Annotated in this window: 18 protein-coding genes and 1 pseudogene; 12 read left to right on the top strand and 7 right to left on the bottom strand. The window is 61.8% G+C overall.

Annotated elements, in window-relative coordinates; translation table 11 throughout:
- The first annotated feature begins 56 nt into the window (after positions 1–56).
- Genes CAF79_RS01150 through pncA form a run of 3 tightly spaced genes read left to right on the top strand, consistent with a single transcriptional unit; the run spans position 57 to position 1974 of the window.
- Positions 57–542: a sigma-70 family RNA polymerase sigma factor gene (locus CAF79_RS01150; RefSeq protein ID WP_085696052.1), complete on the top strand. Its 486-nt coding sequence runs from the start codon at positions 57–59 to the stop codon at positions 540–542.
- Complete coding sequence (locus CAF79_RS01145; RefSeq protein ID WP_085696051.1) at positions 539–1297, top strand: anti-sigma factor; 759 nt, start codon at positions 539–541, stop codon at positions 1295–1297. Before CAF79_RS01150 ends, CAF79_RS01145 begins: the two co-directional genes overlap by 4 nt.
- Positions 1298–1347: 50 nt before the next feature.
- Complete coding sequence (pncA, locus tag CAF79_RS01140; protein ID WP_085696050.1) at positions 1348–1974, top strand: bifunctional nicotinamidase/pyrazinamidase; 627 nt, start codon at positions 1348–1350, stop codon at positions 1972–1974.
- Positions 1975–2116: 142 nt separating this feature from the next.
- Here pncA and CAF79_RS01135 read toward each other — a convergent pair whose 3' ends face one another.
- Both CAF79_RS01135 and CAF79_RS01130 read right to left on the bottom strand, forming a co-directional pair.
- Positions 2117–3418, bottom strand: coding sequence for an ATP-binding protein (locus CAF79_RS01135; protein WP_085696049.1), 1302 nt, complete (start codon positions 3416–3418; stop codon positions 2117–2119).
- Positions 3419–3422: 4 nt separating this feature from the next.
- Positions 3423–4124, bottom strand: a complete 702-nt coding sequence (locus CAF79_RS01130) for a response regulator transcription factor (RefSeq protein ID WP_085696048.1) — start codon at positions 4122–4124, stop codon at positions 3423–3425.
- Between the two features lie 273 nt (positions 4125–4397).
- Between CAF79_RS01130 and CAF79_RS01125 the strand changes: the two genes are divergently transcribed.
- The 8 genes from CAF79_RS01125 to CAF79_RS01090 all read left to right on the top strand — a co-directional run bounded on the left by CAF79_RS01125 (position 4398) and on the right by CAF79_RS01090 (position 14918).
- Positions 4398–5555, top strand: coding sequence for an efflux RND transporter periplasmic adaptor subunit (locus tag CAF79_RS01125; protein ID WP_085696047.1), 1158 nt, complete (start codon positions 4398–4400; stop codon positions 5553–5555).
- 15 nt (positions 5556–5570) lie between these two features.
- Entirely contained in the window at positions 5571–8669 is a 3099-nt protein-coding gene (locus CAF79_RS01120) for an efflux RND transporter permease subunit (protein WP_085696046.1), read from the top strand.
- A gap of 79 nt (positions 8670–8748) precedes the next feature.
- Positions 8749–9390 (top strand): DUF1345 domain-containing protein, encoded by a 642-nt coding sequence (locus tag CAF79_RS01115; protein WP_085696045.1) that lies wholly within the window; start codon positions 8749–8751, stop codon positions 9388–9390.
- A gap of 158 nt (positions 9391–9548) precedes the next feature.
- Positions 9549–10577, top strand: a complete 1029-nt coding sequence (locus tag CAF79_RS01110; protein WP_085696044.1) for a LacI family DNA-binding transcriptional regulator — start codon at positions 9549–9551, stop codon at positions 10575–10577.
- A gap of 189 nt (positions 10578–10766) precedes the next feature.
- Positions 10767–11549 (top strand): sugar phosphate isomerase/epimerase, encoded by a 783-nt coding sequence (locus CAF79_RS01105; protein ID WP_085696043.1) that lies wholly within the window; start codon positions 10767–10769, stop codon positions 11547–11549.
- Positions 11542–12507: a sugar kinase gene (locus tag CAF79_RS01100; protein ID WP_085696042.1), complete on the top strand. Its 966-nt coding sequence runs from the start codon at positions 11542–11544 to the stop codon at positions 12505–12507. The genes CAF79_RS01105 and CAF79_RS01100 overlap by 8 nt, the downstream gene beginning before the upstream one ends.
- 122 nt (positions 12508–12629) lie before the next feature.
- On the top strand, positions 12630–13928 hold the full coding sequence (locus tag CAF79_RS01095; protein WP_085696041.1) for an MFS transporter: 1299 nt from the start codon (positions 12630–12632) through the stop codon (positions 13926–13928).
- Positions 13929–13949: 21 nt separating this feature from the next.
- Positions 13950–14918, top strand: coding sequence for a D-glycerate dehydrogenase (locus CAF79_RS01090; protein WP_085696441.1), 969 nt, complete (start codon positions 13950–13952; stop codon positions 14916–14918).
- A 142-nt stretch (positions 14919–15060) separates the two neighbouring features.
- Here CAF79_RS01090 and CAF79_RS01085 read toward each other — a convergent pair whose 3' ends face one another.
- From CAF79_RS01085 to CAF79_RS01070, 5 genes and pseudogenes are all read right to left on the bottom strand, one after another.
- Positions 15061–16248, bottom strand: coding sequence for a pyridoxal phosphate-dependent aminotransferase (locus tag CAF79_RS01085; protein WP_085696040.1), 1188 nt, complete (start codon positions 16246–16248; stop codon positions 15061–15063).
- 41 nt (positions 16249–16289) lie between these two features.
- Positions 16290–17153: a methyl-accepting chemotaxis protein gene (locus CAF79_RS29625; protein ID WP_371917911.1), complete on the bottom strand. Its 864-nt coding sequence runs from the start codon at positions 17151–17153 to the stop codon at positions 16290–16292.
- Positions 17148–17915, bottom strand: a pseudogene (locus CAF79_RS29620) (MCP four helix bundle domain-containing protein); the annotation flags it as partial. The pseudogene CAF79_RS29620 and the gene CAF79_RS29625, both read right to left, overlap by 6 nt.
- A gap of 222 nt (positions 17916–18137) precedes the next feature.
- Positions 18138–19277, bottom strand: coding sequence for a glycerate kinase (locus CAF79_RS01075; RefSeq protein ID WP_085696038.1), 1140 nt, complete (start codon positions 19275–19277; stop codon positions 18138–18140).
- 245 nt (positions 19278–19522) lie between these two features.
- Entirely contained in the window at positions 19523–20644 is a 1122-nt protein-coding gene (locus CAF79_RS01070) for a sugar diacid recognition domain-containing protein (RefSeq protein ID WP_085696037.1), read from the bottom strand.
- Positions 20645–20814: 170 nt separating this feature from the next.
- On the opposite strand from CAF79_RS01070, the gene CAF79_RS01065 reads away from it, so the two are divergent.
- Positions 20815–22125, top strand: coding sequence for an MFS transporter (locus CAF79_RS01065; RefSeq protein ID WP_085696036.1), 1311 nt, complete (start codon positions 20815–20817; stop codon positions 22123–22125).
- Positions 22126–22235: the final 110 nt, after the last annotated feature.

Here is a 22235-nt window from a genome sequence, read left to right as displayed (position 1 = left end):
ACGCGGAGGCGAACATTTTCAGCGATCAGGCCTACAGAGCCGAACTCGGGCAACACTTGGCACGCCTGTGGCGTTACGGCTTGCTGCTGTCGCGCAACCGGCACGTGGCCGAGGATCTAGTGCAAGCCACCTGCGTGCGGGCGCTCGAGCGTTCGGGCCAGTACGTAGCCGGCACGCGCATGGACCGCTGGCTGCTGAGCATTCTGCATTCGATCTGGCTTAACGAAGTGCGCGCCCGCCGGGTGCGCCAGGGTCAGGGCGTGGTGGACGCCGACAGCCAACTGGCATTCGACGGCGAATACGCCGCGCAGACCCACGTCATGGCAGCGCAGATAATCCGCCGGGTCGATGCGCTGCCGGAAACCCAGCGCGAAACGGTATATCTGGCCTACGTTGAAGGCCTGTCCTACCGCGAAGTCGCCGAGATCCTGCAAGTACCGATGGGCACGGTCATGAGTCGCCTGGCCACCGCGCGCCTGAAACTGGCCGAATACCCGCCGTTGCAAGCGGTACCGAACAGCCCCGCAGGAGACCGGCAATGAATACGCCTTCCGACGAGCAACTGGTGGCGTATCTGGACGATGAACTGGACCGGGAACAGCGCAGCCACCTCGACAGCCTCATTGCCGACGATCCGTTGCTGAGTTTGCGGGTGCAATGGCTGAGCCGCAGCAGCCTGCCATTCAAGGCTGCCTACGACGAACTGGCGCAACAGGCGCCGCTTGATCGCTTGCAGGCCCGACTCGACGCCGCGCCGTCACCGCAAAAAACCGGTTTCAGCCGCCGCTGGTTCATCGGCGCAGCGGCAGCGGGCGTGGCGCTCGCAGGTGTCGCGGCGGACCGTTTGTTTCTGGCTTGGCAAATGCAGCAATCGCACAACTGGCGCGAGCTGGTGGGTGATTACATGGCGCTGTATGTGCCGCAGACCCTCGAACATCTGCCCACTGATGAAGCCTCGCAACTGGCACAGTTGCGAACCGTCGATGCGCGGCTGGGCGTAAGCCTGTCTCCGGCGAAACTGAAACTGCCCGGCGCGCAGTTCAAACGCGCACAGCTCCTTGAATACGACGGCGTGCCCATCGCCCAGATGACCTGGCTCGACGCCACCCACGGCCCGCTGGCGCTGTGCGTCACGCGCACCAACAGCGGCAGCCAGCCGCTGGCCCATGAACGTCGGCACGCAATGAACGTGGTGTACTGGACCGAACGCGAACACGCCTGGATGCTGATCGGCCATCACCCGGCTTCCGAACTGGAAGACATGGCGAAAATGTTTAAGACCCGGCTCAACGGTTAAAGAATTTTTTCACTATGCTGCCCGGGTGAGTTTCCAAGAAGGATGGATTTATGCCGATTTCGCCACGCACAGCCCTGCTGGTCATCGACGTGCAGAACGACTTCATTCCCGGTGGCCAGTTGGCCGTGCCCGAAGGTGATTTGATCGTGCCGCTGATCAACCGGCTCGCCGGGCAGTTCAAGCAAGTGGTCATTTCCCAGGACTGGCACCCGGCCGGACATGCTTCGTTTGCCTCCAGTCATCCCGGCCGCCAGCCCTACGACCTGATTCAACTGCCGTATGGCGAGCAGACGCTGTGGCCGGATCACTGCATTCAGTGCTCACGCGGTGCCGAGTTTCATTCGGGACTCGACCTGCCCCACGCGCAGTTGATCATCCGCAAGGGTTGCAACCCGGACATCGACAGCTATTCGGCGTTTCTGGAAGCGGATCGCGTAACGACCACGGGTCTGGCCGGTTATCTGAAGGAGCGCGGCATCGACACGGTGTACATGGTCGGCCTGGCGCTGGATTTCTGCGTGATGTTCTCTGCGCTGGATGCACGGGCGGCGGGGTTTAACACCTTTGTAGTGCTGGATGCGTGCCGGGCCATTGATTTGAATGGCTCGCGGGCGACGGCGATCGAGCGGATGCAGGTAGCCGGGGTCGGATTGATCCAGTCGACTGAACTGCTTTGACCGACTTGCTGATCGTTCCCACGCTCCGCGTGGGAATGCATACGGTGACGCTCTGCGTCACAAAGGACGCGGAGCGTCCTAGGCGGCATTCCCACGCAGAGCGTGGGAACGATCAGCGCTCTGGGTGGGAACTCAGCGATCATCAGGTCGGGGTTGGCAGCCAGAGCCTGAACCGTGCCCCGCCCAACGGCGAGCCTTCCACCGTCAGTGTCCCGCCCTGCGCCTCGAGCGCCCGACGGCTGATCGCCAGCCCCAGGCCAAAGCCGCCGGTCGCCCGATCGCGGCTGCGATCCAGGCGATAGAACGGCTCGAAAATCCGCTCCCGCTCGTCTTCCGGAATGCCGATCCCGTCGTCATCCACCCAGATCTCGCACCCCTTCGGGCACACCTGCACGCCAATCTGAATGCGTTTTTCGCAGTAGCGCATGGCGTTGCGCAGCAGGTTCTGAATCGCCCGGGCCGTCAGGCGCGGGTCGAGAGAGAAGCGTTCCAGCTGATTGTGCAGCAGCACATCAATGACGATTTCCGGGGATTCCAGTTCTTCGTCGACGCTGCCCAGAATGCTGTCGATGAATTCGTCCAGCGACACTTCGACCTGCTCCGGCAGCTTCGCCGGATTCTGCAGGCGGCTGTAGGACAGCAGCTCCAGCACCAATTCATCCAGTTCACGAATGTGCGCGACCAACCCTTGCAGGCGTTCGCGGCTGGCTTGCGGCAAGTCATCGGACAGCGCCAGCGCCAGGCCGAAGTCCAGGCGGGTGAGCGGCGTGCGCAGTTCGTGGGACACCGCGTTGAGCAGATCCCGCTGCTGGTTGAGCAGGTTTTCGATGTCGCCGGCCATGGTGTCGAACACGTGGGCCAGACTGCCGATGTTCGAATTCGGGCCAATCTGCGTACGTTCGCTCAAATGGCCCTTGCCGAAGCGTTCGGCCGTGCCCTTGAGACGTTCCAGATCGCGCCAGTGCGGGCGAAACCAGAGCAACAGGCACGCCAGCAGACTCGCGCCGATCAGTACGTTGATGCTCCAGTACAACAGGTTCACGTCCATCGGATCCGGCGGCACCACCATCTGCACCGCCATTTCGTCGTTCAGCGGCGTGACCGCCAGCGTCCGCCAGCCCCAGTCACCGATACGCACCACGTTTTCGCCGCGACGCAGGCGCTCTTGTTCAATCGGGGTGAAGTCGGCGTTATCGATACGGGCGAGGACGATGTGCAGCGGCTGGAAATCCTTGTCCATCGACGCCGCAACCGCGGGCCACTGATCCTGCGGCGCAGCGCGAAACTGCTTGGTGATCAGCGACTGCAGGCCCCGGGAATAGTCGAGGTTGTAAGTCACGAAGCGGTCCCTGAACGCCATCACTACCAGATCCGGCACCAGATAGATCGCCGCGCTGTAGGAAACGATCGTTACCAGGTAGAGGCGAAACAGGATTCTGAACATCGAATCAGCATTCCCACTCGGAACGGCTGAACAGATAACCCTTGCCCCACACGGTCTTGATCTTGCGCGCCTCGCCGGCATGGTCGTCGAACTTGCGTCGCAGCTTGGAAATCGCCACGTCCACCGAACGATCGGTGCCGTTGAACTCGATGCCGCGCAGGCGTTGCAGGATCTGGTCACGACTCAGCACTTCGCCGGCATGACGGGCCAGCACCACCAGCAGGTTGTATTCGCCGCTGGACAGTTCGACCGGTTGCTCGCGCCAGGTCACGGTGCGCTCCGACAGGTCGATGCACAGATTGCCCATCAGAATCCGGTCGTTGGCGGTCATCGGTTCGCCGAGGCTGCTTCGACGCAACAAAGTACGGACCCGCGCCAGCAAGACGCGCGGCTCGCAGGGTTTGGTCACGTAATCGTCGGCGCCCATTTCCAGGCCCAGCACCTGATCGTGGCTGTCGTCACGAGCGGTGAGCATCAGGATCGGCAGCGTTGCCGAGTCGGCGCGCAACAAGCGACAGACCTGCAAGCCATCCAGGCCCGGCAGCATCAGGTCGAGGATCACCAGGTCCGGAGGATTGAGCCGCGCCCGTTCGCGCACATGGTCGCCACGGCCGATCACGCTGACGGAATAGCCGTTGCGCTCGAGATAGCTGGAGATCAGTTCGGCGAGGGCGTTGTCGTCTTCGACCAGGAGGATGTTGGGCATTGATGATCCAGATATTGCAGTGGTGTTTGTCAGGACCTCTTCGCGAAAAAGCTCGCTCCCACATTGAATTTGTGTCGTTCACAAAACCTGTGGGAGCGAGCTTGCTCGCGAAAGCGGCTTAACAGTCACGAAATAATTCAAGGCGTAAAGGATATACGCCCTCACTCGTCCCTGAGCAAAACCCTTACACAATTTCACACAGCACCTACAAAGCTTCACCGCTACCCTCGGCGACTGTCCGTAGGATGCGCAGATCAATATTGGGGGTTGTACATGTCGAAGAATCTGCTGGCCGGGCTCGGCCTGATCGCATTGGCGCTGACGCTGAGTGCCTGTGATAAATCCTCGAACGCCGAGGAACAGGCACCGCCGGCCACCGTGCGGATCGAAACCCTTGAGGCGCGCCCCCTGTCGATCAGCAGCGAACTCAGCGGGCGGATTGCCGCACCACGCATCGCCGAAGTTCGTGCCCGGGTGGCTGGCGTCGTGCTGCAACGCACCTTCCGCGAAGGCAGCGACGTTAAAAAGGGTGACGTGTTGTTCCGCATTGATCCGGCACCGTTCAAGGCTGACCTCGATAGCGCCGAAGCGGCCCTGCGCAAGGCCGAGGCCAACGCGTTCCAGGCAAAACTGCAGGAACAGCGCTACGCCCGGTTGATCGACGATAAAGCCATCAGCGCTCAGGATTACGACAACGCCCGCGCCAACGCCCGGCAAACCGCCGCCGACGTCGCCGCCAACAAGGCTGCCGTCGAGCGTGCGAAGCTGAATCTGGGCTATGCCACCGTCACCGCGCCGATTTCCGGGCGCGTCGGTCGTGCCTTGGTGACCGAAGGCGCGCTGGTCGGCCAGAACGAAACCACGCCCATGGCGCTGATCCAGCAACTGAACCCGATCCACGCCGACCTCACCCAGTCGACCCGCGAACTGAATGAGCTACGCCGGGCCTTCCGTTCCGGCCAGTTGCAGCAGGTCGGCCAGGATCAGGTCAAGGCCACGTTGATTCAGGACGACGGCAGCCTCTATCCGCTGCCGGGCAAGTTGCTGTTCAGCGACATCACCGTCGATCCGGGCACCGGGCAGATTATTCTGCGCAGCGAGTTTCCCAACCCCGACCTGGACCTGTTGCCCGGCAGCTATGTTCGCGTGCGTCTGGAACAAGGCGTGATTGAACACGGACTGACCGTGCCGCAACGTGCGGTGCAACGCGACAGCGCCGGTGTGGCGCAGGTGCTGACCGTTGACGATCAGATGCGCGTCGCTCTGCAACCGGTGCAACTGGGCGCCGTACAGAACGACCGCTGGATCGTCACCGGTGGCCTGAAGGCCGGCGACCGCGTGGTCATCGAAGGCCTGCAACACGCCCGCCCGGGCGAAGTGGTGCAGATCGACGACACCCCTCTTCCACTTGCCCAGACCTCTGGTCAGTAAGCAGGACGCTCTTCTATGCCGCAGTTCTTTATCGACCGCCCGGTGTTCGCCTGGGTCGTCGCGTTGTTCATCCTGTTGGCCGGTGCGCTGGCCATCCCGCAATTGCCGGTGGCGCAATACCCCGACGTCGCGCCGCCGCAGATCGAAATCTATGCCGTGTACCCGGGCGCCTCGGCGCAGACGGTCGACGAAAGCGTGGTCAGCCTGATCGAGGAAGAGCTTAACGGCGCCGATCACCTGCTGTATTTCGAATCGCAGAGCAGCCTCGGCAGCGCCACCATCAAGGCCACGTTCCAGCCGGGCACCAACCCGGAACTGGCGCAGGTCGATGTGCAGAACCGCCTGAAAGTGGTCGAGTCGCGCCTGCCGCAAGCGGTCAATCAGCAAGGTTTGCAGGTGGAGAAAGTCTCCGCCGGTTTTCTGCTGCTGATCACCCTGACTTCCAGCGACGGTAAGCTCGATGACGTAGCGCTCAGCGATTATCTGGCGCGCAACGTGATGAACGAGATCAAGCGCATCGACGGCGTCGGCAAGGCCCAGCTGTATGGCGCCGAGCGGGCGATGCGGATCTGGGTCGATCCGCAGAAGCTGATCGGTTTCAACCTGACGCCGGCGGACGTCAACGCCGCCATCGTCGCGCAAAACGCCCAGGTTTCGGCGGGCAGCATCGGCGATCTGCCGAACCCGGGCACCCAGGAAATCACCGCGACGATTCTGGTCAAGGGCCAACTGTCGACGCCGGAAGAGTTCGCCGACATCGTGCTCAAGGCCAATCCGGATGGTTCCACCGTACGCATCAAGGATGTGGCGCGGGTCGAGATCGGCAGCCAGGAATACCAGTTCGGCACCCGCCTGAACGGCAAGCCGTCCACCGCCGTCGGCGTGCAACTGTCGCCGGGCGCCAACGCCCTCAGCACCGCCACTTTGATCCGGGCGAAGATGGATGAACTGTCGCGCTACTTCCCGACTGGCGTGGAATACAAGATCCCCTACGACACTTCGCCATTCGTGAAGGTCTCGATCACCAAAGTGGTCTACACCCTCGGCGAGGCGATGTTGCTGGTGTTTGCGGTGATGTTCCTGTTCCTGCAGAACATCCGCTACACCCTGATCCCGACGCTGGTGGTGCCGGTGGCGCTGATGGGCACCTTCGCGACCATGCTCGCGCTGGGCTTCTCGATCAACGTGCTGACCATGTTCGGCATGGTGCTGGCCATCGGCATTCTGGTGGACGACGCCATCGTCGTGGTGGAGAACGTCGAACGGATCATGGCCACCGAAGGCCTGTCGCCCAAAGAGGCGACGCGCAAGGCGATGCGGCAGATTACCGGCGCGATCATCGGTATCACGCTGGTGCTGGTGGCGGTGTTCATTCCGATGGCGTTCATGCAGGGTTCGGTGGGCGTGATTTACCGGCAGTTCTCGCTGTCGATGGCCACTTCGATTCTGTTCTCGGCGTTCCTTGCCCTGACCTTGACCCCGGCACTGTGCGCAACGCTGCTCAAGCCGATCGCCAAGGGTGAACATCACGAGAAGACCGGGTTCTTCGGCTGGTTCAATTGCCGCTTCGAGCAACTGACCGATCGCTATCAGGGCTGGGTCGGCTACGCGCTGAAACGCACCGGGCGTTACCTGCTGATTTACGTTGTGCTGCTGGTGGGGCTGGGCCTGTGCTTTGCGCGTCTGCCCTCCTCGTTCCTGCCGGTCGAGGATCAGGGTTACACCATCACCGACATTCAGCTGCCGCCGGGCGCGACCAAGAATCGTACCGTGCAGGTCGCCGAGCAGCTCGAAGCGCACAACAATGGCGAACCGGGCATCAGTGACAGCGTGGTGATCCTGGGTTTCAGCTTCTCCGGTAGCGGGCAGAACGCCGCACTGGCGTTCACCACGCTCAAGGACTGGGCACAGCGTGGCAGCGATGATTCGGCCAGTTCGATTGCCGACCGCGCCAACATCGCCCTGAGTCAGATCAAGGATGCGATGGCGTTTTCGGTGCTGCCGCCGCCGGTGGACGGCCTCGGCACTTCCAGCGGCTTCGAATTTCGCCTGCAGGATCGCGGCGGCCTCGGCCACGCAACCTTGATGGAGGCACGCACCCAACTGCTGGAAGCCGCCGAGAAAAGCCCGATCCTGATGAACGTGCGTGAAAGCGCCCTGGCCGAAGCGCCGCAAGTGCAACTGGAAGTGGACCGCAAACAGGCCAACGCGCTGGGCATTTCGTTCGCCGACGTCGGCAACGTGCTGTCCACTGCCATCGGTTCTTCGTACGTCAATGACTTCCCCAATCAGGGGCGGATGCAACGCGTTGTCGTACAGGCTGAAGGCGATCGCCGCAGTCAGGTCGATGATCTGCTGAAAATGCACGTGCGCAACGACGCCGGGAAAATGGTGCCGCTGTCGGCATTTGTCCGAGCAACATGGACCCAAGGCCCGGCGCAGCTGACCCGCTACAACGGCTACCCGGCAATCTCGATTTCCGGTGAGCCGAAACCCGGCCACAGTACCGGCGAGGCCATGGCGGAGATCGAACGACTGGTAGCGCAAGGGCCGAAAGGTATGGGTCAGGAATGGACCGGTCTGTCGCTGCAGGAACGTTTGTCCGGCAGTCAGGCGCCGATTCTGCTCGGGTTGTCGCTGCTGATCGTGTTCCTGTGCCTGGCGGCGTTGTACGAGAGCTGGTCGATTCCGACTTCCGTGCTGCTGGTGGTGCCGCTCGGTGTGCTCGGCGCAGTGCTGGCGGTGACCTTGCGCGGGATGCCCAACGATGTGTTCTTCAAGGTCGGGCTGATCACCATCATCGGTCTGTCGGCGAAGAACGCGATCCTGATCATCGAGTTCGCCAAAAGCCTGTATGACGAAGGTCATGACCTGATTGACGCCACGCTGCAAGCGGCACGTCTGCGGTTGCGGCCGATTGTCATGACCTCGCTGGCGTTCATTCTCGGCGTGGTGCCGTTGGCGATTGCCACGGGCGCGAGTTCGGCGAGTCAGCAGGCGATTGGTACCGGGGTGATTGGCGGGATGATTACCGCAACATTGGCGGTGATCTTTGTACCGGTGTTCTTCGTTGTCGTGATCAAGCTTGTGCGCCGGTTCACCAAGCCTGAGTAATCGAGCGCTCCCGGCGCGGTGGCCACAGGTCGCCGCGCTGGGCTAAGGTGTCTGAACCACCCTGGCCCATCGAGTCCCCATGCGCTTCCTCGCCCGCACCCACCCTCGCCTCTCCGCTGCCGCCTTGCTCGGCCTTGCCGCAGGCCTGCTGGCCCCGGCCGACTCCGTTATCAGCAAAATCCTCATCGGCTGGAACGCCGGAGTCTGGACGTACCTGATCCTGATGCTTTGGCTGACCATCCGCGCCAAAGCGCCGGACGTCAGACGCATCGCCGAAGTCGAGGATGAAAATGCCGGGTTGGTGCTGTTCGTCGTCTGCATTGCCGCTTTGACCAGCCTGGCGGCCATTACCGTCGAGCTTGCAGGCAGCAAGGATCTGGAAACCACCCGCAAACTTCTGCATTACGGTTTTACCGCATTGACGGTCATCGGCTCATGGCTGCTGATCGGGGTGATTTTCTGCGTTCACTATGCCCGGCTGTTTTACACCTGGGACGGCAAGGAGCCGGCGCTGCGCTTTGCCGAGGGCCTGACGACGCCCAACTATTGGGACTTTCTGTACTTCTCGTTCACCATCGGCGTGGCGGTGCAGACGGCGGATGTCGGTGTGGCTACGCGGGAGATCCGCAAGATCGTGCTGGCGCAGTCATTGATCGGGTTTGTGTTCAATACGGCGATTCTGGGGTTCTCGATCAACATCGCCGCCGGCTTGTTTGGCTGACGTCAGCGGCTCCCTGCGAAACGCCATTTGTCGGCGACTTACGAATTTCTCCCGATCATTCACTTGACGATCGATTCTCTTCTGGTGTTTCCTGAAACCGGTTTCAGATCCAGATACAGTGATCTGACCTGACAAATCCAATAACAAGGTTTCAGACCGTGAACGACTTCTCCGCCGCCCAGCGCAGCCGCGTGACCATGCTTGACGTCGCCGAACACGCTGGCGTGTCCAAGGCCAGCGTCTCGCGCTTCATCGGCGATGACCGCGCCCTGCTCTCCGATGCCATCGCCCAACGCATCGAGCAGGCGATTGCCGAACTCGGCTACCGTCCCAATCAAATGGCCCGTGGTTTGAAGCGCGGCCGCACCCGCCTGATCGGCATGCTGGTGGCCGATATCCGCAACCCTTATTCGATTGCCGTGATGCACGGGGTGGAAACTGCCTGCCGCCGACACGGTTACAGCCTAGTGGTGTGCAACACCGATCGCGATGACGAGCAGGAACGCCAGCACCTGGCATTGCTGCGCTCGTACAACATCGAAGGGTTGATCGTGAACACCCTGGGCCATCACCGGGATGAACTGGATGAGCTGAAGCGGGAAATGCCGCTGGTGCTAGTGGATCGCAAGGTCGACGGGCTCGACAGCGACATGGTCGGGTTGAACAACCCGCAAGCCATCGAAATGGCGCTGGAGCATCTTCAACAACGAGGCTACCGCGATGTGCTGCTGGTGACCGAACCCTATGACGGCACCAGTTCGCGGATCGAGCGGGTCAGCGGTTTTCAGCAGCAGATTGGCCAACGCAAAGACATGAATGGCGCGGTGCTGGAAACCGGCCCAAGCCTTGCGAGCGATCTTCAAACCTTTTTGAACACACCTGATTCGGGTCCGAAAGCCCTTTTCTGCGCCAATGGCGTGGCGGCGCTGGCTTGCACCCTGGCCTTGCGTGAGATTGGCTGCCGGCTGTTCGAGGATGTCGGGTTGATCGCGCTGGATGACCTGGATTGGTATCCGTTGGTGGGCAGCGGGATTACCGCACTCGCCCAGCCTACAGAGGACATTGGTGCGCGGGCGTTTGAGTGTTTGCTCAAGCGGTTGCGTGGGGATATCGAGGCGGCGCGGACACTGGATTTTGCGCCGGTGCTCATTGAGCGCGGTTCCACCCAAAGGAAGTCGGTTGACTGATCAGGCCCTGTCGCTGGCAAGCCAGTTCCCACAGGTGTTCGGGTGTACTTGAGAACTGTGAAAGACGCGATATCTGTGGGAGCGGCGGTGCGACGACTCGACTAGCCCGCGAAGGGGCCCGAAAGAGCACTGCACCATTTGATGATTTTTTTTGAACAAAAATGAAACCGGTTTCAGAGGTAGATAACAATGAATAAACCTGCCGTTTCCATCAGTTTGTCCAGCTACGGCGCCGACCTTGTTCGCCAGCGTGGTCAGGCTTCATTCATCGAAGTGCTAGCCAGCGCCGGCGCCAATCGCATCGAATGGCGCGAAGAGCTGCTGACCAACGAAGTCCCCGGGCAACTCGCCGCCGCCACGCAAGCTCATGGCCTGCAAAGCATCTACTCCTCGCCCACCGAACTGTGGCTCGCCGGTCAGTCGCGGCCCAATCCCGAACTCATCACCGCGTTGCACAACGCCGAAGCGTTCGGTTCGAAGTGGCTGAAGGTTTCCCTTGGCTTTTTCACCGACAACAACGATCTGCAGACCCTCGCGCAAATCCTCTCGCAAAGCCCGGTGAAACTGCTGGTGGAGAACGATCAGACCCTGCACGGTGGTCGCATCGAGCCGTTCCAGCGTTTCTTCGCCGCCGTCGAACAACACAGCCTGCCCATCAAAATGACTTTCGATATCGGCAACTGGCAGTGGCAAGACCAGTCCGCCAACAGCGCTGCACGACTGCTGGGCCGCCACGTCGGTTATGTGCATTGCAAAGCCGTGGCCCGCCGTGCCGACGGCAAACTGGTTGCGGTTCCGCCGGCCGCCACCGACCTGCATCTGTGGGAACAACTGCTGCGGCACATGGCCCAAGGGGTCATGCGCGCCGCCGAATACCCGTTGCAGGGCGAGGACCTGGTGCAACTCACCACCGAACACATCGCTGCCCTTGCCCGCCTCGGCCAATCCCGCCTGGAGCCTGCTCATGTCTGAGATCGATATTCTGTCGTTCGGCGAAACCATGGCCATGTTTGTCGCCGAACAGAGCGGTGATCTGGCATTCGTCGATCAGTTCCACAGGCGGATTGCCGGGGCCGACAGCAACGTGGCCATCGGGTTGTCCCGGCTGGGTTTCAACGTTGCCTGGCTGAGCCGGGTCGGTGCCGATTCGCTGGGACGATTTGTCGTCGAGACCCTGGTTCGCGAAGGACTGGATTGCAGCCATGTGGAAGTCGACAACGCGCACCCGACCGGTTTCCAGCTCAAGTCGCGCAACGATGACGGCAGCGATCCGACGGTCGAGTACTTCCGTCGGGGCTCGGCGGCCAGTCATCTGTCGCCGCTGTCGATCACTCCGACGCTGCTCGCCGCCCGGCATCTGCACGCTACCGGCATTCCGCCGGCGCTTTCGGCATCGGCCCGGGAAATGTCCCGTGAATTGATGACCCACATGCGCAACGCCGGGCGCAGTGTGTCGTTCGATCCGAACCTGCGCCCGAGCCTGTGGGCCAGCGAGCGGGAGATGATCACCGAGATCAACCGCCTCGCCGCCCTCGCCCACTGGGTGTTGCCGGGGTTGAGTGAAGGTCGCTTGCTGACCGGGTTTGAAGACCCGGCGGATATTGCTGCGTTTTACCTCGATCAGGGTGCCGAAGCCGTGGCCATCAAACTCGGGCCGCAGGGCGCCTACTACCGCACGCATCTGGATCAGGGGTTTGTCGCCGGTGTGCCGGTGGCGCAGGTCGTGGACACGGTCGGTGCCGGCGATGGATTTGCGGTGGGGATGATCAGCGCCCTGCTGGAGCATCAGAGCTTTCCCGAAGCGGTCAGACGTGCCAACTGGATTGGCAGCCGTGCGGTGCAGAGCCGTGGCGACATGGAGGGTTTGCCGACCCGATCCGAACTCCCTGCTGATCGTTCCCACGCTCCTGCGTGGGAATGCAGTCCGTGACGCTCTGCGTCACATGGGACGCGGAGCGTCCCCGTAGGCATTCCCACGCAGAGCGTGGGAACGAGCATGCAATAAACCATTGAACCTGCTGCGACAAAAACAACAAGCTCAGGAGCAAGACCATGAAAACCGCAACCCTCGCCACCCGCCGCTGGTGGTACATCATGCCGATCGTGTTCATCACCTACAGCCTGGCGTACCTGGATCGGGCCAACTACGGTTTCGCCGCCGCCTCCGGAATGGCCGCAGACCTGATGATCACCCCGGGCCTGTCCTCACTGCTCGGCGCGCTGTTCTTCCTCGGGTACTTTTTCTTCCAGGTGCCCGGCGCGATCTACGCGCAAAAGCACAGCGTGAAGAAGCTGATTTTCGTCAGCCTGATTCTCTGGGGCGGGCTCGCCACGCTGACCGGTGTGGTCTCCAACGCGTATTGGCTGATCGTCATCCGCTTCATGCTCGGCGTGGTCGAAGCGGCAGTGATGCCGGCGATGCTGGTCTATCTCTGCCACTGGTTCACCCGTGCCGAACGTTCGCGGGCCAACACCTTCCTGATCCTCGGCAACCCGGTGACGATGCTCTGGATGTCGGTGGTTTCGGGCTATCTGGTGCAGCACTTCAGCTGGCGCTGGATGTTCATCATCGAAGGCTTGCCGGCGGTGCTCTGGGCGTTCATCTGGTGGAAACTCGCCGACGATCGCCCGGCCCAGGCCAAGTGGCTCAACGACCAGGAAAAGCACGATCTGGAAAGCGCTCTCGCCGCCGAACAAGTCGGAATCAAAGCGGTGAAGAACTACGCCGAAGCCTTCCGCTCGCCGAAGGTGATCATTCTGGCGCTGCAGTTTTTCTGCTGGAGCATCGGCGTCTACGGCTTCGTGCTGTGGCTGCCATCGATCCTCAAGGCCGGCGCGCAGATGGACATGATCGAGGCCGGCTGGCTGTCGGCGTTGCCTTATCTGGCGGCAGTGATCGGCATGCTGCTGGTGTCGTGGGGCTCGGACAAACTGCAAAAGCGTAAACGCTTCGTCTGGCCGCCATTACTGATTGCCTCGGTGGCGTTCTACGGCTCCTACGCTTTGGGCGCCGAGCATTTCTGGTGGTCGTACACGCTGCTGGTGATTGCCGGCGCCTGCATGTACGCGCCTTACGGGCCGTTCTTCGCCATCGTCCCGGAGATCCTTCCGGCCAACGTGGCCGGTGGCGCCATGGCGCTGATCAACAGCATGGGCGCCCTCGGTTCGTTCGGCGGCTCGTATCTGGTCGGTTACCTGAACAGCTCCACTGGTTCGCCCGGCGCTTCGTATCTGCTGATGAGCGGCGCGCTGATGCTCTCGGTAGTGCTGACGATTTTTCTCAAGCCCGGCGCCAGCGACCGGGTGACGGCCAAGCGCGGCGCACCGCGTCCGCTGCCGGCCCATTCCTGAATTGATAGAGAGATGACTGCGATGAAAAAGCAGGTTGTGTTGTACAAGAAACTGTCGCCGGCGCTGATGGCGCGTCTGCAAGAGCAGGTTGATGTAACGCTGATTGACAGCCTCGACGCCACTGGCCTGATGAAACTGCGCGATGCCCTGCCGGGCGCCCACGGCTTGCTCGGCGCCAGCCTGAAACTGGACGCGGCGCTGCTCGATCTGGCGCCGAAGCTCGAAGCGGTTTCCAGCGTGTCGGTGGGCGTCGACAACTACGACATCGACTACCTGACCCGGCGCAAAATCCTGCTGACCAACACCCCGGACGTGCTCACCGAAACCACCGCCGACACCGGATTCGCCCTGATATTGGCCACGGCCCGGCGCGTGGTTGAACTGGCGAACATGGTGCGCGGCGGGCACTGGCATCGCAGCATCGGCCCGGCGCATTTCGGCACCGACGTGCATGGCAAGACGTTGGGCATCATCGGCATGGGGCGGATCGGCGAAGCGCTGGCGCAGCGTGGGCATTTCGGGTTCGGGATGCCGGTGATCTATCACAGTCAGTCGCGCAAACCGGCGGTCGAAGAACGTTTCGATGCGCAGTACCGCAGTCTGGAGGAGTTGCTGCGACAAGCGGATTTCATTTGTCTGACGTTGCCGTTGACCGCGCAGACTGAAGGTTTGATCGGCGCCGAACAGTTTGCGCTGATGCGCCCCGAAAGCATTTTCATCAATATCTCGCGGGGCAAGGTGGTGGACGAAGCCGCGATGATCGACACCTTGCGGCATAACCGGATTCGCGCGGCGGGGCTCGATGTGTTCGAACGCGAGCCGTTGAATCATGACTCGCCGTTGTTGCAGTTGAACAACGTGGTAGCGACGCCGCACATGGGCTCGGCAACCCATGAGACGCGCGAGGCAATGGCGCGGTGTGCGGTGGAGAACCTGTTGGCGGCGTTGGCGGGTGAAAGGCCCGCCAATCTGGTCAATCCCCCACGTTGATCGTTCCCACGCTCTGCGTGGGAATGCAGCCCGGGACGCTCCGCGTCCTTCCAGAGCTGGAACGCGGAGCGTCCCTTGAGGCATCCCCACGCGGAGCATGGGAACGATCGGTGTAGTTGCTTGCGCGTGGGAACGATCGAGGTCAGGCACTTCGCAGTTGCAAAAGCTGCGCAGCGCACAAGGCGATCCGCGAACACGCATCCGCCAGCTTCACCCGATCCACCACCAACCCGATGCGAATATGCCCCGCCGCACTCGGCCCGAACGCCTCCCCCGCCAGCACCGAAACGCCATACCCTTCCAGCAGCCGCTCGGCAAAACCCTGCGCGCCGAGCCCGGTCTGGCGCACGTCGACCATCACGAACATCCCGCCATCCGGTTTGATCGGGTACAACCCCGGACAGTCGTGCAAGCGTTCGCACACCAGATCCCGGCGCAACCGGTATTCCTCGCGCATCTGCGTCACTTCCGGCAGATCCTTCTCCAGCGCGATCTGCGCTGCTTTCTGCACAAAATCCGGCAGACCGAACAACATGCTCAATGACAGATTCACCAGATGCTCGGCCAACGGTTTCGGGCCGATCATCCAGCCGATCCGCCAACCGGTCATGGCATGGGATTTCGACAGGCTGTTAATGGTGGCGGTGCGCTCGGCCATGCCCGGCAGGCTCGCCGGGCTGACGTGCTGGCCGTCGTATAACAATTCGCTGTAGACCTCATCGCTGATCAGCCACAGGTCATGACGGATGCACAACGCTGCCAGCTCCTGCCAGATCAGCAACGACAGACTGGCGCCGGAAGGATTGTTGGGGCTGTTGAGCAACATGGCCCGAGTCTTCGGGGTGATCCGCGCTGCGACATCTGCCGGGTCGACACGAAAACCGTTTTCCGGACGAACCGGCACCGGCACCACGATTGCGCCGCAAGCACCGAATACCCCTTCATAAGTCACGTACATCGGCTCGGCGACGATGACTTCATCGCCCGGATCCAGCAGACATTGCGCCACCGAATACACGGCGCATTGCGCGCCGGGCAGCACAATCACATGATCAGCGTCCACATCCTGGCCACTTTTTCGCCGATGGCGTTCGGCAATCCGTTTGCGCAGCGCCAGCCGGCCGCGCACTTCGGAATAATGGGTATCGCCCGCCAGCAGGCTGTCGATGGCGCCGTGGATGATCGGCAAGGGTGTATCGAAATCCGGATCACCCACCGACAGCAGCAACACATCGACCCCTTCGGCGCGCAGCTCTAGCGCTCGGTCGTGAATCCGCCAGGCCGCTGCTCCCTCCCCGGCGATTCGTTGGGTCAAGGCTGAATAGCGCATGTACGTCTCCTGATTGCGCGGTCTCCAGCCTACACCCTAGGTCAAATCACAAACCGCGCCACCATCGCATTCAAATCCACCGCCAGACGTGACAGTTCGTGGGTCGCGGCGCTGGTCTGGTTAGCGCCGGCGGCTGATTGCGTAGCCAGATCGCGGATATTCACCAGGTTGCGGTCAACCTCGCGGGACACCTGTGCCTGCTCTTCCGAAGCGCTGGCGATCACCAGATTGCGCTCGTTGATCTGGTGAATCGATTGCGTGATCTGTTCCAGCGCAACGCCGGCGGCACGGGCCATTTCCAGCGTCGTCTGGGTGCGCTGGTTGCTTTGCTGCATCGACTCGACCGCTTCGCCCGTGCCGTTCTGGATGCCGGCGACCATTTTTTCGATTTCCTGAGTCGATTGCGCGGTGCGATGAGCCAGGGCACGAACCTCGTCCGCGACCACGGCGAAACCGCGCCCGGCTTCACCGGCACGGGCCGCTTCAATGGCGGCGTTGAGTGCCAGCAGGTTGGTCTGTTCAGCGATAGCGCGGATCACGTCCAGCACCTTGCCGATGTCGCGGCCCTGAGCCGCCAGGCCTTCGATCATCTGTGCGGTGTTCTGCACGTCGTGGGTCATGGTCTGGATCGCGTCGACGGTCTTCACCACCTGATCACGACCTTCGCGGGCGGCGTGAGTCGACTGGTTCGACGCTTCGGAGGTCGACACCGCGTTGCGCGCCACCTCTTCCACCGCAGCGGTCATTTCGTTGACGGCAGTGGCAGCCTGTTCGATTTCGTCGTTCTGCTGTTGCAGGCCACGGGACGCTTCTTCGGTCACGGCGCTGAGCTCTTCGGCAGCGGCGCCGAGTTGCGTGGCGGAGCCGGCAATCTGTTCGATGGTCTTGCGCAAGTTGGTCTGCATCGCGGCCAGGGCTTCAAGCAGGCGCGCCGGCTCGTCCTTGCCGTCGACTTCGATGGGTTTGGTCAGGTTGCCGTCGGCGATGGTTTGGGCGGCAGCGACGGCGCGGTTCAGCGGGGTGACGATGCTGCGGGTCAGCAGCCAGGCCAGCACTACGGTCAGCAACGCGGCAATCACGGCCACCACAATGATCCCGGTGATCGCGCCGCTGTACTGGTCACCGGCCTGGGACGACGCGGTTTTCGCGTCGGCCGAGTTGATTGCAATCAGTTGGTTGAGCTGTTCGCCCATTTTGTCGGTGCCGTCCTTGATCTTCGTGTTGATCAGGGTACGCATCTCATCGACCTTGTCCTGGCGCGACAAGTCGATCATCTGGTTTTGGGCTTGCAGGTAATTGTCGAGGGTCGTCGCGAATGTCTGATACAGCGCGCGTTCTTCCGAACCGGCCGGCAGTGCCGCATAACTCGCCTGGGCGGTACGTACCTTGTCCACCAGCACGCCGATGCGGGTCTGGGCTTCCTGCAAGCCGGCAGGGTCGCGGTTGACCAGAATGCGGAACGAGAGAATGCGCAGTCGCAGGACGTTTTCCGTCACTACGGCGAGTTGAGTGACGCTGGGCAACTGTGTCGACTCCATCTCCAGGGACGCCTGACGGATGATCGACATGCGATTGACGGCGAACACGCCGAGCACGATCACAAGCAGAGCAATAAAGGCAAAACCGAGGAAGGCACGGGGCGCGATATTCAGATTACGCAAGGACATAGGAGGACTCTCGGATGATTGAAACTACGAGCGTCCATGCCGTGATCACTGGCCCATGGGGGCGGGCTTCAGTCCGGCGTCACTGTTTTTGGAAGTGTTGTGCGCCTGATTTCTTTATCGGCCAGGCTTGAGGAAGTTTGCGGGTAAAGATGAAATATTTTTCAAAGTGTTGCAGGTGTTTCAGCGGTGAAACACCCGTCGTTTTAGATGATGAGTGACACGTCAGTCCGGGGTTGCCATGCTCCAGACGCGCGCAATGTCTGTCGCGCGTTCGCGCAACAGGCGCGGCGCTTCGGCGCAGGCTTGTTCGAGTGTCATCGGGCCGCTGGTGACGGCGAAAGCTGCGTCGATGCCGTGCTCGTAGAGTGCCTGATAGCCCTCACCCAACGTGCCTGCGATGACAATGACCGGCACGCCGTGTTGCTTGGCGACCCGTGCAACGCCAAACGGGGTTTTGCCGCGCAGGGTCTGGGCATCGAAGCGCCCTTCTCCGGTGATCACCAGATCGGCGCCTTTCACGGCTTGCGCCAGACCGACCAGTTCCGCGACCACTTCAACCCCGGCCTGAAACCGTGCGCCGAGGAATGCCTTGGCGGCAAAACCCAGCCCACCCGCCGCACCGCTACCCGGCTCGTCCCGAACATCCTTGCCCAGCGCTTGCGCGCAGAGTCCGGCGAAATGACCGAGGGCCTGATCGAGTTGCTGCACTTGCGCCGGTGACGCGCCTTTCTGCGGACCGAAAATCGCCGAGGCGCCATGGGGGCCACACAGCGGATTGTTGACGTCGGCGGCGATGTCGAAGCGCACCTGTGCCAGACGCGGGTCAAGTTCGCTGAGATCCAGTCGTGCGAGTTGCGCCAGCGCCAGACCACCCGGCACCAGCGATTGCCCTTGAGCATCCAGCAGTTTCACGCCCAGCGCCTGCATCGCACCGGCGCCGCCGTCATTGGTGGCACTGCCGCCGATGGCCAGAATCACCCGTTGTGCGCCCGCATCCAGCGCGGCTCGGATCAGCTCGCCGGTGCCGAACGTGCTGCTGATGCACGCATCGCGTTGACCCGGCGGCACCAGTTGCAGGCCGCTGGCTTCGGCCATTTCGATGATTGCGGTGTGGTTGTGCGGCAGCCAGCCCCATGCGGCTTCGACCGCCGCGCCCAATGGGCCGCGTACACGGGCGCGGCGCAACTCGCCCTCGCAGGCGTCGAGAATCGACTCCACCGTCCCTTCGCCACCGTCGGCCATCGGGCATTTGACCAGCGTCGCCTGCGGCCAGACCTGCGCCAGGCCCAGCGCGATGGCTTCTGCAACGCCTTGGGCACTCAGGCTGTCCTTGAACGAATCGGGGGCGATGACGATTTTCATGCGAATTCTCCAGTTCCAGTGCCCCTCATGCTGCCAGTCGCTTGGAACGTTGACGCCTGTCCGCTGCACAAGTTGGATTGGCGTTTATTGTTCATTTTCACAAAGGCAGGGATTTCGGTGCTGAATGGTCCGGCCCTATCGCTGGCAAGCCAGCTCCCACAAGTATCCGAGCGTGCACAAAATATGTGAACGACGCAAAACCCTGTGGGAGCTGGCTTGCCAGCGATAGGACCCTCAAGAACACCTCATGCACTCGATTCAGTCTGCGGCAGCAATTGAACCCCGAGATACAGCGCCAACATGCCATCGAGCTTCAATGGATCGACCCCGCTCAACTCGGCAATCCGCTCCATCCGGTAACGCAGGCTGTTGCGGTGAATCCCCAGCGCATCGGCGCAGGCCTGACTCTGGCCGTCGTGATCGCACCAGCTGCGCAGGGTCGCGAGCAACTGGCCGTTGCTGTCCTTGGCGATGACTTTGCGTAACGGTTTGAGCAATTCATCCAGCGCGTCATCGTTGCGATGGCGCCAGAGCATCACCGGCAAGCGGTAGCGATTGAGGGTCAGCAGTCTTGAGTGCGGCAATACTTCTCGGCCATAGGCGAGCAAATCGCCGACCCGCCGATAGCAACGGCGCAACCCGGCCAACCCATCGGCCTGCCCGCCGACGGCGATGCGCAGGATGTTCCAGCCCAGGCCATCGAGTTTTTCCAGCAGGCGATCATGCTCGACGTTCTGACTCGCCGGCCGGCACCACAGCAGCGACGACTTGGCCGAACTTACGCACCAACTGTCGGGATAGCGCGACATCAGCCAGGCACTCAGTGCCTCGACGGTTTGTCCCGGCCCGTGTTCAAGTCCCAGCTCAAACAGATACGGCACCCGCGTCAGTTGCGGTTTGAGCCCGAGTTGCTGGGCCTCGTCAACCAACCTTGGCGAATCCCCTGCCTCACTCAACAGCAACGCCAGCAAGTCATCGCAACGTTGCCGTCGCCATTGCTGTTCGGATTGCTGGTTGCGCTGGCCGACCAGCATTTCGGCGGTCATGCGCACGAGCTCGGCGTAAGTGCGCAGTTGCTCCGGCTCGCCGGTAATGCCGAGCACACCGATCAACCGCTGATCGAGCAGCAACGGCAGATTGATCCCCGGCTGCACGCCTTTCAGATGCACGGCGGTCTGCGCGTCGATCTCCACCACCCGCCCGTTGGCCAGCACCAGTTGCGCGCCTTCGTGGCGGGTGTTGATCCGCTCCGGCTCGCCGCTGCCGAGGATCAGGCCCTGACTGTCCATGACGTTGACGTTGTACGGCAAAATGGCCATGGCCCGGTCGACGATGTCCTGGGCGAGGTCGTGGTCGAGTTCGAACATAAGGGGAAAATCCTTGAAAACAGGCGCGGACGGTTGTTCACCCGCACAGGGTCTGCCGGCAAACCCTGTGCTCAGGCACAAAGACAATCCGGCCAAAGGTGGCCGAGACTCTCAGGGCGATCAACGTTACCCTTTGCATCGCAAAAAATCATAATAAAGAGAGAGCCGCCATGTCGCAGAGCGCCGCTGCCGCCCAGACCATCGCTGACGATAAAAATGCCGTCTACAAACGCATCACCCTGCGTTTGATCCCCTTCATCTTCATCTGCTACCTGTTCAACTACCTCGACCGGGTCAACGTTGGATTCGCCAAACTGCAGATGCTCGACGCGCTGAAATTCAGCGAAACCGTGTACGGCCTCGGGGCCGGTATCTTCTTCATCGGTTACGTGCTGTGCGGCGTACCGAGCAACCTGGCGCTGACCAAATTCGGTCCACGGCGCTGGATCGCGCTGATGATGATCACCTGGGGCACGCTGTCGACCTGCCTGCTGTTCGTCACCACACCGACCCAGTTCTACACCTTGCGCCTGTTCACTGGCGCGGCCGAAGCCGGGTTCTTCCCGGGTGTTGTGCTGTATCTCTCGCAGTGGTTCCCGACCTTCCGCCGTGGCCGGATCATGGCGCTGTTCATGTCGGCAATCCCGGTGTCCGGCCTGCTCGGCAGCCCGTTTTCCGGCTGGATCCTCAATCACTTCGCCGCAGGTCAGGGCGGTCTGGCCGGTTGGCAGTGGATGTTCCTGCTGCAAGGCATTCCGACCGTGGTGCTGGGCGCACTCGCCTACTTCCTGCTCAGCGACAACTTCGCCGCTGCCAAATGGCTGACCCCGCACGAGCGTGCGGTGCTGGAAGCCGATCAGGCGGAAGACCTGGCGAACAAACCGAAAACCACCTCCGATTCGCTGATCGCGGTGTTCAAGAACCCGGCGATCTGGGCCTTCGGCCTGATCTACTTCTGCATCCAGAGCGGCGTTTACGCGATCAACTTCTGGCTGCCGTCGATCATCAAGAACCTCGGCTTCAGCGACAACCTGGTGATTGGCTGGTTGAGTGCGATTCCTTATCTGCTGGCCGCCGTGTTCATGCTGGTGGTCGGGCGTTCGGCGGACTTGCGCAAAGAACGTCGCTGGCACTTGGTGGTGCCGATGCTGATGGGTGCGATCGGCCTGCTGATCGCGGTGAACTTCGCGGCCAACCCGCCGATTGCGATCCTTGGTCTGACCATTGCGACCATGGGCGCGCTGACCGGTCTGCCGATGTTCTGGCCGGTGCCGACTGCCATGTTGAGCGCGGGTGCTGCGGCGGGTGGATTGGCGTTGATCAACTCGATGGGGCAGATGGCTGGATTCCTCAGTCCTTATCTGGTGGGTTGGGTCAAGGACAGCACCGGGTCGACCGATGCGGCGCTGTATCTGCTGGCGGGTGTGATTGTTGGCGGGAGTTTGCTGGCGTTGCGGATGACGCGGACGTTGCGGGCTTAAGCCTTAGTCGAAATACAGAAACGGCCCATTACGGGCCGTTTTCATTTAGATCGTTCCCACGCTCCGCGTGGGAACGCCTCAAGGGACGCTCCGCGTTCCAGCTCTGGAAG

Source organism: Pseudomonas sp. B26(2017) (assembly GCF_002113045.1).
Taxonomy (GTDB): domain Bacteria; phylum Pseudomonadota; class Gammaproteobacteria; order Pseudomonadales; family Pseudomonadaceae; genus Aquipseudomonas.
This window is presented reverse-complemented; position numbering and strand designations above follow the sequence as displayed.